The 12,198-nt window shown below is 59.8% G+C and carries 11 protein-coding genes and 1 pseudogene; 7 read left to right on the plus strand and 5 right to left on the minus strand.

The window, feature by feature from the left end; genetic code table 11:
- Positions 1 to 161: 161 nt before the first annotated feature.
- From NQ014_RS05305 to NQ014_RS05320, 4 genes are read right to left on the minus strand one after another with little or no spacing between them, the layout of a single operon-like run.
- The gene (locus NQ014_RS05305) at positions 162 to 815 is read right to left on the minus strand and encodes a type II secretion system F family protein (protein WP_257074088.1); all 654 of its coding nucleotides are present in this window, start codon (positions 813 to 815) and stop codon (positions 162 to 164) included.
- Positions 812 to 1,702, minus strand: coding sequence for a type II secretion system F family protein (locus NQ014_RS05310; RefSeq protein ID WP_257074089.1), 891 nt, complete (start codon positions 1,700 to 1,702; stop codon positions 812 to 814). The genes NQ014_RS05305 and NQ014_RS05310 overlap by 4 nt, the downstream gene beginning before the upstream one ends.
- A gap of 42 nt (positions 1,703 to 1,744) precedes the next feature.
- Positions 1,745 to 2,902 (minus strand): TadA family conjugal transfer-associated ATPase, encoded by a 1,158-nt coding sequence (locus NQ014_RS05315; RefSeq protein ID WP_257074090.1) that lies wholly within the window; start codon positions 2,900 to 2,902, stop codon positions 1,745 to 1,747.
- Complete coding sequence (locus tag NQ014_RS05320) at positions 2,895 to 4,301, minus strand: hypothetical protein (protein WP_257074091.1); 1,407 nt, start codon at positions 4,299 to 4,301, stop codon at positions 2,895 to 2,897. The genes NQ014_RS05315 and NQ014_RS05320 overlap by 8 nt, the downstream gene beginning before the upstream one ends.
- 724 nt (positions 4,302 to 5,025) lie before the next feature.
- Between NQ014_RS05320 and NQ014_RS05325 the strand changes: the two genes are divergently transcribed.
- On the plus strand, positions 5,026 to 5,925 hold the full coding sequence (locus NQ014_RS05325; protein ID WP_257074092.1) for an HAD family phosphatase: 900 nt from the start codon (positions 5,026 to 5,028) through the stop codon (positions 5,923 to 5,925).
- 24 nt (positions 5,926 to 5,949) lie between these two features.
- Here NQ014_RS05325 and NQ014_RS05330 read toward each other — a convergent pair whose 3' ends face one another.
- Positions 5,950 to 6,957, minus strand: coding sequence for a hypothetical protein (locus tag NQ014_RS05330; protein ID WP_101688036.1), 1,008 nt, complete (start codon positions 6,955 to 6,957; stop codon positions 5,950 to 5,952).
- A gap of 204 nt (positions 6,958 to 7,161) precedes the next feature.
- Here NQ014_RS05330 and NQ014_RS05335 point away from each other — a divergent pair, with 204 nt between their 5' ends.
- From NQ014_RS05335 to NQ014_RS05355, 6 genes and pseudogenes are all read left to right on the plus strand, one after another.
- Positions 7,162 to 7,662, plus strand: coding sequence for a phage holin family protein (locus NQ014_RS05335; RefSeq protein WP_257074093.1), 501 nt, complete (start codon positions 7,162 to 7,164; stop codon positions 7,660 to 7,662).
- A gap of 94 nt (positions 7,663 to 7,756) precedes the next feature.
- Positions 7,757 to 8,734, plus strand: coding sequence for an alpha/beta fold hydrolase (locus tag NQ014_RS05340; protein ID WP_257074094.1), 978 nt, complete (start codon positions 7,757 to 7,759; stop codon positions 8,732 to 8,734).
- 340 nt (positions 8,735 to 9,074) lie between these two features.
- Positions 9,075 to 9,392 (plus strand): IS110 family transposase, encoded by a 318-nt coding sequence (locus NQ014_RS10960; protein ID WP_371326291.1) that lies wholly within the window; start codon positions 9,075 to 9,077, stop codon positions 9,390 to 9,392.
- A 120-nt stretch (positions 9,393 to 9,512) separates the two neighbouring features.
- Complete coding sequence (locus tag NQ014_RS10965) at positions 9,513 to 9,662, plus strand: hypothetical protein (protein ID WP_371326292.1); 150 nt, start codon at positions 9,513 to 9,515, stop codon at positions 9,660 to 9,662.
- Positions 9,663 to 10,112: 450 nt separating this feature from the next.
- Positions 10,113 to 11,618 (plus strand): ABC-F family ATP-binding cassette domain-containing protein, encoded by a 1,506-nt coding sequence (locus NQ014_RS05350; protein WP_070832546.1) that lies wholly within the window; start codon positions 10,113 to 10,115, stop codon positions 11,616 to 11,618.
- Between the two features lie 284 nt (positions 11,619 to 11,902).
- Positions 11,903 to 12,038 (plus strand): annotated as a pseudogene (locus NQ014_RS05355) (IS3 family transposase); the annotation flags it as partial.
- Positions 12,039 to 12,198: the final 160 nt, after the last annotated feature.

Raw genomic sequence — 12,198 nt, forward strand, 5'->3', positions numbered from 1 at the left:
GGCGTGATGTGTGTTGACGCGCGTTGATGCGTGTTGACGCATCTTGGATTGCAGCGCAACAGGCGGCCCGCGCGCGCAAGCGAGAACGCAACCGAAAGCGCAACCAGCACTGCATCCGGCGCGTGCCAGCGCGCTAGGCTGGGCGCAGAAGTGTCCACGCTTCATGACGGCATCAGTCCTGCAAACATTTCGTCGGCAAGCCCAGCGATGGTGGGCACCAAACCCAGCACCACAAACGCGGGTAGAAAGCACAACGCCAGCGGCCCGGCAATGAGGACACCAGCCTTTTCGGCGACGGCTTGCGCCGCATCGTGCGCTTGACTGCGGTACGTGGCAGCGGTGTCCTCCAATGCCTGCGCCAGAACGGTGCCGGATTCGCTTGCGCGGCGCCCAGCTGTCGCCAGCGGCACGAGCGCGGGTGTGGCAGCGAGGCTGTCCCAAGCTGAGTGCGCCCCAACGGACAACCTGGCGGAACACTGTCGAAGTGACTCGGCCAGCTCAGGGTTTGCACCATCGGCGGCTGCTGCCATGGCCTGCGACAACGGCATACCGGAGCTCAAACAAGCGCCAACGATGTCGAGGGCCGCTGCGGCATCGAGCAGCACAGCCGGGCTGATGCGCTCACCGCCAATGACAGTTCGCACACGTTCCCGCAACTGTGCGGCAATCTGCGATACCCGATTGGTCACCTGTCGACGTACGCCTCCTCGCGTACGAGCATCCGACTCGGCTACCAATTCGGGCAGTCGGCTGCGGACGGGATTGAACGTCGGCAAGCAGAGGTAGACGGCGATGAGAAGTGCGGCGGCGATCACTGTCCGGCCTCCGCACGATCGATGATGGCGACGGCCCATTCGATGCCCGCGCACACCAGCCCGACACCGATGACCAGCACAATTCCCCCGATACCGCGACTGAGGAACTCGAATGGGGAAGCCCCGAACGCTTGCCCCATGACCAAACCGAACACCGGCAGTGAAGCCAAAATGGCGATCGTCATGCGTGGTCCCGCCAGCGCGGCAGACGTCTGTGAGCGATGCGCCTGACGAGCCTGCAGATCACCCCGCGCGCAGTCCAGCAACCCAGCCAAACTCAGACCGTGTTGCTGCGCCACCATCCACATTCGCCCAATCCGGCGCAGTTGCTCCGAAGATTCTTCGGTCTCCCACGGGTCGGCGAAGTTCGCGCGATGCGCCGCGTGCGCGAGATGGTCGGCCAACACAGTCTCATCCCCTGACCTGCGCAATTCGGCTGCTGCCGCGTTGAGCGCTCTTGATGTCGCCGCTCCTGCGCGCAGCTGTGCGGTCAAGGTTTCCAGCGCTACCGCAGCGCTGTCCGCTTCCCGACGCTCACAGCGTCTCTCCCTCACAGCGCGCACTACTGCCCCTGCGGTGCGGCCCAGCAACAGCCCGGCTATGACACCTGGAATCCCGGCGAGCCACAGCAACACGAGCGCCGGACCTGCGACGATGAGGATTGATAGTCCTGCAGTTCTATTCGCACTGCCAGTGGTTGCTGCACTCGACCCCGTGGAACCAGCACCAAGTCCAACCATGCGCTGCAACCACTTCAGCCCGCCGGACACCTCGCGGCCACGGCCTGCCAGTGCTCGCGAGCGCGCCGCCGCCGAGCTGTCCGGCCAGATAGCGACTGCTGCAGCCGCGCCCCCAATGAGCATCGCCACGCTAAATCCCTCCCCCATAGCTGTTAATCTCCCCGTCTAATCCCCTGACTTTTCCTCTGGTCATTCCACCGGTTGTTCCCCGCCGACCAGCAACTTCTGCAACGCTTCCCACCCCGGCCCAGGCCCATCCCGCGCAGTCCAGACCTCCACCACCTCCGGTGGGTTACCACGCAGCAGCCCGATCTGTGCCAGCCGGCGGACATCAGCGCGTTCGACCACCAACAGCACCTGCACCGCCGAGACCAACTGCGCATGCAGCCCGACGCGACCAAGGCCACCGATCAGCCCCAATGCCTCGAAGCGCGCCACGACATCCCCGATGCGGTTGGCGTGAATTGTGCCCGCCCCACCGCGATGCCCCGTATTCAACGCTGCCAGCAGATCCACCACTTCGGCGCCTCGAATCTCCCCGACGACAATGCGGTCGGGACGCATGCGCAGCGCCTGTTTCAGCAACTCCTGCTGCCCAATCGCACCGGCGCCCTCCAGGTTGGCGGCCCTGGTCACCAGCTTCACCACATGCGGATGCTGAGGCTGCAGCTCCGGAGTGTCCTCGATACACACAATGCGCTGGTCAGGATTAACTTCTGAGAGCATCGCCGCCAATAGCGTGGTCTTTCCCGCACCCGTGCCACCGGCGACAATAAACGACAGCTGTCCCGCCACGATTCCCCGCAACACCGGCAGAATTTCCGGTGGAAATAGCCCGACATCGCATAGCTCCGCAAGTCCACGACGAGCCGGGCGCAGCACCCGCAGGCTAATCTGAGTGCCGGTCGCCGACGGTGGAGAAAGCACTGCATGAACTCGCACACCACAGCCGCCGACACCACCAGGAATATGGCCGTCGGCCCAGGGTTGCGCGTCGTCAAGCCTTCGTCCACACCGCGACGCGAGCCGCACCGCATACGCGCGCACCTCGCCCTCGTCCGCGAAGGAAATCTCGGCACGCTCCAGTCCGTTGCCGGCGTCGACCCAGACCTCGCCCGGCGCGGTGACAAGCACATCGCTGACACCAGGGCGTCGCAACAGCGCATCCAGCACGCCCGCGCCCACCGTTTCCTCACGAATCGTGCGTAGAATCTCCAGCACCTTCACATCGGAGACAACCCCCGAGGTCTCTGCGCGAATGATGTCGGCGACCTCGCTATGCGATGCCACCCCAGGCCGCTCCGCAAGCGCCGTCCGCACTGCCGCCAACAGCCTGACGTCATCCATCGCCACCACCGCCGACAAGGGCAAACATCGCTTCCAATCCCCGCGTCAGCTTGCCGACGGCCCCAGCGAGCCCGCCCACATCTATCTCGTGAGCTACCTTCTTGCAGTACTCAATCTCACCAACAATGGGCAGGTCGAGAGCGTATTCCACCTCTTCGACACTGATATCGCGGTACTGCTGGTACCGAACCGCAAGATTTGGGGTGAACCCCGCCTGTGCACAGATACTCACCAAGGGACCAGCGGCTGCGATAGCTCGAACGGAGGTGGGCAGGACTATGACGGTGTCATCGGCAAGCGCGCCGAGAGTGGTGACGTACTCCACCTGCTTCGGGCAGTCCACGATGACCGTAATTCCGGCATGAATAAGGCAACTAATGGTGCTGGCAATGTGCCGGACATCATCGGGCCTGTCGGGCCTGCCGGGCCTGTCGGTTCTGCCGGCGCCGCCGAAATTGTTGTTCGCTCCGGCGTGGTTATAAGCCGGCTCGGGCGTGCGACTGCGAGTCCACGTCAGCACTTTCAGCGCGGGCGATCGCGGGCAGGATGGCAGTGCTTCGTAGAGTGCCGCCCCGTCGAGACGGCCATCAGCAGCCGAGAAGTCCTGCCACCTCAGTCCCGGTTCCGTTTCCATCCCGAGCACCAGATCCATGCCTCCCGCCAGTGCGTCCGCGTCCACCAAGCAGATGGGCCTTTCGCGGGAAAGAACCAATGCACTCGCCGCCGCCGCGATGGAAGCACCGGCACCGCCGACCGCAGGAACCAACATCAGGCACGTTGCCGTGGAATCGGTTGTAGTTGCCGGCACGTTCGGTACGGGCTCTGTACCCGGTGCTGTAATCACGTCGGTGCTTGCAGGTGACGCTGGACTGTGTTGGTGGTTCAGGAGGCTCGAGCGGTTTTGGTAATCGGAGGGCTTCGGAGCATCCGGGCGTACGTCGCCACGGCCGAGCAGCTCGACAATATCGACGTTATCCGCGGGCAAACTGGCGCTGTAAACAGGTGCTAAAACCTTCGCTACCTGCGCATCTTCCGCCTCAGTGTCACTGCGGACCAGAAAGATTGCTCCCTCACTATGAGGCCGCCCGGCTAATCTTCGGGCTGCCGGTGCATCGACGAACACCGCTGGTGCCCGACGCCACAGGGCCGATGAAACTCCCGCTCCTGCCGAAGCTGACGTTGGGGCTGATGCTGATGGTGATGCTGGCGGCGAAGCAAATGCTTGTGCAGCCACTGGCGCTGCAGCCACAGGTGGCACGGTCTCCTGCACACAGTCACGACCGGTAGCAGCAACTATGAGCGCAACCTCTTCACGCAGCGCCTCATCATCAACGGCGTTGACTACTGGATTTGCTGGAGCCTCGGTTCGCTGAGCCATGGACAGTTTCTTGATTGCCATGGCCATAGCGTGCACTACAGGGCGGATTCAATGATGCCCACAAGGGGCCAAAACCTCGCTGTCTGTGGATAATTTTCAGACTGTGGATAACTGCAGAACGCCACGTCGCCTTTGCCTTATGGCTACTGCGCGACCTGGCTACTGCGCGACCTGAGCAATGCAAGTTAGTGACTAGGTTTATGTCAGGTGGCGTTGGGTCGATGCGAGTTAGTGACTGCGTTTATGTCAAAAATGGCACGAAAAATGGACTGAAAGTGTCATAAACTCGCACAGTTTCACATTTGCAGCCCGCAATTTTTACTACATAGCCCTCAACATTGGGGCAAAAAAGGGGCGACGCCCCGCGCCGGGGGGGGGATTGGCGCGAGGCGTCTTTAACCGGCTCGGGGGGGGGATTGAGCCGGGGCGGCCTCGCAGTCTGTTTCTAAAAAGAACAAGAAGGGGCCAGCCACGTCCAAGTATTACATATCCCGAGGAATCTGCAAATATCTTTCAAAGGATTTAATGCCCAATATGTTCGATGTCACGTCTCCTCGATTAATCGCGCCGACCCAAACCCCACCGGCCCCAATCGCCACCAGGCCCACGACCGCACCGGCCCAAACGCCACCGCCCCGACCGCGCCCAGAAACTGCCACGCCCTCACGCACCAGTCCCCCACCCAGCAGTTAAACACTCATAATGCTCTCCCCGGGTCCGACATCCATGGGTAAGCTCAGAGTCTATGAACACCGGCGAGAACAAGGCGTCAACAACGCCGCAGTCTCACGCTTCTACGGACACACGCATCGCGGAAGATGCCTCCGCCACCGCGGACTCTCGCGTCGCTGCTAACTCTCGCGTCGCTGCGTTCTTTGACCTGGATAAAACCATTATTGCCAAGAGCTCGGCATATGCGTTCAACAAGCAATTCCTCGAGCGTGGCATCATTTCGCCGACGGACATGCTGCAAATGGCGCTCAGCCATGCCCTGTACATGTCGCAGGGGCACGATGAGGCGCAAATGGAGGCCACCCGCGAGCAGTTTTCCGCCCTTATCGCTGGTCACAGCGCCAGGGAGCTGCGCCAGGTCGCCATCGAAACCCTAGAGCAGAATATCACGCCGTACATCTACGCCGAGGCACTGGAGCTCATTCGTGAACACCGCGCACAGGGGCATGAGGTGTTCATTATCTCGGCATCGGCTCGGCAGATTGTTGAGCCCATTGCGCAGGCACTCGGTGTCTACAACGTGGTGGCCACCGAACTGGAGGTCCGCGATGGGCTCTTCACGGGTGAAACGGAGTTCTTCTGCCGAGGCGAAAACAAGGCCGTGCAGATGCGTCGGATAGCGGAAAAACGCCAGTTCGACCTGGCCGAATGCTTCGCATACTCGGATTCCATCACTGATGAGCCCATGCTGGCTGCAGTCGGCCATCCCGTTGTGGTCAATCCCGATCGCGCTCTGCGCAAGATTGCGACGGAACGTGAGTGGCCTGTGCGCCAATTCCGGAATCCCGTCCCGCTGTTTCGCGCGCCGTCGAAACGCAATGCTGCAATTCTTGCCGGCGTCACACTGGCGCTTGGCGCGGGTGCGGCGCTGTTGGCACTGCGCAAAAACGACGACGAGCCAACGGCCGACTAACCCATCATCCAGCAGCCGGCCTGCCTACACCGCTTCGGCGATACCGCGCGCTTCCACGGCACCGGCCTTCAGCCCTTCCAGGTGCAGGAGAATCCACGCACGCAGGCCATCGGCGCTTCCCGACGCGAACCCCTCTGCGGCCTCGAAATACTCCTGTCGGTGGCGGGTCCAGTAGACCTCGGGCACGGCCAAGCCACGCGGATCCAGGCCGGTTGCGACAGTTGTCAGCCGCGAGGCGGCGCGGGCGATGATGCCGTTGTGGTACTCGAAGGGGCGCAGAGTCAGCAGCTCACCGTGCACAATCGCCGAGAGCACGCCAGCATGAATCTGGCTGCGGCCAGTGATGAAGTCACCGAGCACGTGCAGACGCTGCTCCTTCATCGCGGATGAGAGCTTGTCGTCACCGACCGGTCGGCCGGCCTTCATCCGCGCTTCGGAACCGTCTTCAGTCTCACCTGCGGGCGATGCGTTCAACGCAAACTTGGCCAGCACCTGCTGCGGAGCGCGCTGCCACACGCGGGTGGTCTCACCAATCGACTCCGGGGAAATGGTGTCGGCAACCCGCAGGGCTGCTGCGAGCACGGGGTCGGTGATGTTGCCGTCGTCGGGAAGCGATGGTTCGCCGCCTTCTAGCCACGCCGATGCCCGAGCGCCACGCAGGACCGACTCGGAACCGGTGACGTTGTGCTTGCGCAGGTTGGCCTTGTGCCGGTGGACGGACTGGATGGCCTTGGCCGCGACATCAGCCGCGTGCGCAACGCCGTCTAGCTGCCACAGGGGCGCGAGGGGGTCCTTGGGGTCAAGCTGCGGAATAGCAGCGGCGGGAGCACTGTCAGCGCCACCGGCACCCGATTCAGATGCCTTCGCCTGCGCTGCCTCACGCTCTGCACGCTTCTTCGCCGACACGGAGGACACACCCAGGCTCATGCCAGCTAGGCCACCCTTTCCGGCACCGGCGCCATTGCCAACACCATTGCCAGCACCGGCACCAATTCCATCGGCTCCACGCACGTTCTCAGGCTGATTGTTCATATCCCACACCCTAATTCTTCGCCGCTAAGTAAGTGACAAACTTATATAGAAATGGTCAAAGATGAGAAAAACTTGAACGAGTTCTTGGCTTTTTCGCCCTTATGGCGCGCCCTACCCACAATCAGAGGTAGTATGGCAGTTTGTAACTGCAGTTTTAAAGTTTCAAACCATCTTTTCCAACCATCTGCGTAGGAGGAAGTACACGTGAGCAACGACGATACGAAGGGTCTCTTTACCGACGGCACCGAACCGCGTGTTACCGCTATCCCGCTGAGTGATGTGGATAGCAACGCTTCGGGCGATGCCAGCATCGGCCAGCTCGTGTCTAATGCTTCTACGCAGATTTCCGCTCTGGTTCGCTCTGAGATTGAGCTGGCCAAGGCCGAAATTGCTGGCGAGGCTAAGAAGGGCGCAGTTGGCGGTGGCTTCTTCGCGGTTGCCGGCGTCGTCGCGCTGTACTCCTCGTTCTTCTTTTTCTTCTTCCTCGGCTGGCTGCTGGATGTTTGGCTGCCAACCTGGGCTGCATTCCTCATCGTCTTCGTTCTGATGCTGGTCATCGCCGGTGTCGCGGCACTGCTGGGCCTGAAGAAGGTCAAGTCGATCCGCAAGCCGGAGAAGACCATCGAGTCGATGCAGGAGCTGAAGGGGGTCGTGCCGTCGGGGTCGGCGAAGAAGTCTTCGCAGCCGAACGGTATGTACACCTAAAGGCTTGAAAGAAATTGGGCGGGACTTTGTTGGTCTCGCCCTTTTGTCTTATTCAGTCCCGGTTTAAGCCCTTCGGATAAGGTATTTTCCCCTCATGACCTCCCTCAGCGATTCTCTTACCGGCCCCTGGCGTCATCGTCTCATTCACGTCCGCGGCCAGCGCCTACACATCGCCGAGTGCGGCCGCCCCTCCGATCCGCTCGTGTTGTTTATTCACGGCTCGACTGGCGGTTGGTTTGAATGGCGCGAGGTTTTGCCAATGCTTAACGACGACTCGGGAGACCCCCTCCCCGTGCACGCTGTGGCTATTTCTATGCGTGGCTACGGTCAGTCCGACCGAACACCGCATGGCTACGATCCGTTCGAGGCGGCCCAGGACATCGCCTCGTCGATTCGCTCGTTGGGGCACTCGACCGCACTGCTGGTCTGCCAGGGGTTCGGCACGTGGGTGGCGTGGACGTTGGCCTCGCGGCAGCCGAATCTTGTTTCCGGAATCATTGGTTGTGGTGCTGCGCATCCGAAGGTGTGGCTCAACCAGTTGAAGAGCCCGTGGTCGGAGGACTTCCGCAGTAGCCTAGCTCCGCTGCTGCGCCGTTCGTGGTGGGATTCGCGGCCACGGATGCCGCGGTTGCGTCGCAATCAGTTCAGCACGCAGGCGGCTGAGGCTCGCCAGCAGCGGCTCATTGACCGCATCGTGAGCGAGTCCATGTCCACCGCCGGAGAGGGGTTCGCCGAGACCCCCGAGGGGAAACAGACCGCGGAACTCATGTCTGACAGCCTGGCCAGTGGGGCACTCCGCCCTGCACTGGCACATATGAATTGGTGGACGCGACCGGCTCCGGCCGCTTTCCGCAAGTGGTTGGGCGCGATGGAGGGGTCGTCGAAAAGCGATGAGCACACGGTGCTGCTCGTCGGCGAGCAGGACACTCGTCCCCCACGTGCGCTGGTGGAGCTCAGCTCCACCCACGTGCGCGTTGTGCCGGATTGTGGGCACTTCCTGCCGGTAGAGAAGCCTCAGGCTGTGGTGCAGGCGATCAGGGATCACCTGCACTGGTTGCCGGAAGGGTCTTAAGGATCGGGCCTTTTAGCCCTTTACCTGCCCCGTTACCTTGAAGTCATCCCCGATAATGGGGATAGTCGCTGGGCTGGGCATGACTTAATCGCCCTGTAGTTTCAATAATCCGGGAGTGGTGCCACCCGGCACCAGGACATTCGATGACAGCTAATAGGGACGCAGCCGGAATCTCCAGGTCTCAATGTAGACGTGGGTGTGCGCCACGAATGCCATGACACCAGCGACTGGCAAATCCACCACGTTTCCCCCTAGGAACCATCCATGTCGCAGGATACTCCCATCGACATTTTCCTTGGCCTAGATGTAGACAAATCCCAACACCATCGGAGCGCTACCCATTGCGGTTGCCCGTCAACGCGGTTGCCAGGTCGGCTACTTACCAGGCTTGGCCATGCGAAAAGCCACGGATCCCTACCCTGTACAGGCGAAAACCGACAATCGCGACGCCTTCATCATCGCCGATACTGCACGAACAATGCCGCACACCCTGCGGTCGGTTGGTCGAAACAGCGAAGTACTCTCAGCCCTCAAGATGCTATCCGGCTTTGACGATGACATACCTCGTGACTGCACCAGAACCGTCAACCGGCTACGCAGCGTGCTCACCCAAATCTACCCCAGCCTGGAGCGTGTTTTCGCTGACAGCCAACATTAAAGCACTAAAAGCCCAACGCGAAACTATCACCAGCCAGGTCGAGGACATGCTGGAGGATTTCCCTGCCTCCGAGGTCTTGGATCCAGCATGCCGGGAATCGGCATCAAGACCGCAGCGCAGATGCCGCTTTCCATCGGTGATGGATCCCACTTCGCATTCTCTGGTCATCTGACCGCCTATGCAGGAACACGAAGATCAGGCTCATCAATGCGAGGTGAGTTCCCATCCAATACAGGAAACAAGCGACTGAAAAATGCTCTGTTCTACTGAAGCGTTTGCTGCCATGCGAAGCCACGAAACGTCCCGAACCTACTACGGGCGCAAAAGAGCAAAAGGCAAACGCCACAATGCGTCCCACTCATGTGCCTATCCAGACGTAGATGTAACGTCATCTACGCCATGCTCAAAACAAGGAATTCTACCGAAACGCACCTACCAAACAATCAGTAGCAGTTTAAGCCGAGCAGCAATCAGGCCCACCAACACCAATTGATGGGCCCAATAAACCGTGCCTAGAACCCATCCCCAAGAGTTTCACCTAAGAACTCCGATTGGGGCTTGACAAAAACATAGGGACACCCCCAGTAGACCATCATGCGCGCTTTTACAGTTGGTGAGCTTTGACGCTCAGATTGGTTTGAAGTACAGTTTCGGCCTATGAAGATTCGTTCCTAATTCGACGCGCTCTTATTCATCGTTGACTCGAAGGCGGAACTTGGCATGCCTATTTCTTTTTCCCATCTCTCTTTTGCCTGGCCAGACGGCACTCCTTGTTTTTCAGACTTAAGCGCTACATTCACTGCGCCTTTCACCGGTCTTGTGGGCGCTAATGGCTCAGGAAAATCGACCCTCGCTAAGGTATTGGCCGGCATCTATCAACCCACTTCTGGCACGGTGGAGGCCCCTAAAATCGGTTACCTTGACCAAGATTTAGGGCTCAAAGTGACCGACACCATCGCAGATGTATTTAAAGCCCGCGAAATCTTAGACGCCATAGCGGAGATCGAAGCGGGCAACTACTCCGAGGAACTCGCGGACATCGTTGCTGACAACTGGGATCTAAAGGAACGGATTCAGGCCGCCCTTAGCGCGTCGGAATTGAATTTTTCTCTTACTCGCAGCGTCGGCAGCCTGTCGGGAGGAGAGGCAGTCGCTGTGGCGCTGACGGCGTTGTTTTTCTCCCAACCAGAGATGATTGTTCTTGATGAGCCCACGAACAATCTCGACGCCGCCGCCAAGGAGCGCCTCCTACATATGATTGACTCTTCCCAGGTGCCCATGGTGGTCATCTCGCACGATCGGGAGCTGCTCAACCACGCTGACGAGATCGCTGAGCTCTATCACGGCTCATTACGTATGTTTAGCGGAAACTTTGAGCACTACCGTCAAACCATCGACCACGAACAGGAAGCCGTGCGGGCGGAAGTAAGTGAGGCCAGAGCCTCCTATCACAAGGAAGTTCGACAACGTGCCGAGATGCAGACACGGCTCGCCCGTGACGCCCGCCGTGGGAGAAAGTTCGCTACCTCCAAACGCAAGCCCGGCATGGCCATGGGAAACGATAAGAACCGATCTCAGGTCTCGTCAGCCAAGCGTGCCAGTGATGCCGCAGCCTCGGTGTCACAAGCTCGGGCAAGTTATGACTTGGCGCAGCTTAGGTTGCGGGAGGACACTCACGTTCACATCGAGCTTCCCGATACCAGCCTTCCCAATGCCACGCGCGTTCTGGACAGCGAGATGTTGACAATCGTCGGCCCCGAACGTGTTCGACTCGCCGGTGCCAATGGGTCGGGAAAAACTACGTTTCTCAATCGGATTGCCAGCGGCGAAGTCGACTATGCGCTGCCCTGCGGCTACCTACGCCAACGCATCGCATTGCCGGCGGAAAAGAGTGTGTGGGAGCTGGTCGCGGAAAGCAATCCGCAGGCTGACCTGCAGCTTATCCGCGACAAGCTGGCGCAACTATTGTTCCAGAATGACAGTGTCCACGCACCGGTGAGGCAACTTTCCGGAGGCGAGCGGTTCCGCGTCGAGTGCGCGCGCGTGCTGCTTGCGTCCCCCGCACCGCAGTTCCTGCTAGTTGACGAGCCGACTAACAACTTGGATATCCCCACCGTGGACTGGCTTGTCGACGTCCTCTCTGCCTACCGCGGAGCGTTACTCGTCGTCAGCCACGATGAATACTTCTGTTCGAACCTTTCGCTGGATCGCACCATCGAGCTTTAAAAGCATTTTGCAATGAGTCAGTCGGCACACGAAAACGGGCGAGTAATTTATACCTCAAATGTGCTCAGGCAGCGCCTCTTTGAATTGAACCATGACGATATCGTGATTCCATGCATTGTGCCCCCTCGTAAGCACGCGCTGTCACTTTGAGTCGTATTTTTCCACCGTCTTGAGCTGTCATCTTTGAAAATGGGGCCAAGTGCATAGTCTGCTGTATTTTTGTGAAGTCACTATAGGTGCCGTGATTTTGCGATGTCACGCGCTTAGCATTGTGGGCGACGGCCGGGAAAGCTGAGCTTGCCACCTTGCGGTGGGTGTACTGGTGGGGCACCAATCGGCTTCACGAAGCACTGGACTACGCCCCCACAGGAAATAAAAACCGAGTACTGCCGCACCCAGCCCATCAACACAGGGTCGTAAAAGAAGCGGAACTAAACCTAGGATGTCGATTCGGGATAGTTGGTACCTGTTTTTCCGTGTAGCCGGTACTGCAAACGTTTTTCTCTCATAGTTGATGCTGGAAGTACCGTCGTCTGATGCTGTCTGTGTCTGCGTCAACTCTTGCTTCGAGCGATCCATC

Origin of the sequence: Corynebacterium sp. 5QC2CO, from assembly GCF_024580435.1 — a bacterium.
In the GTDB taxonomy this organism is placed as follows: Bacteria; Actinomycetota; Actinomycetes; order Mycobacteriales; family Mycobacteriaceae; genus Corynebacterium; species Corynebacterium jeikeium_D.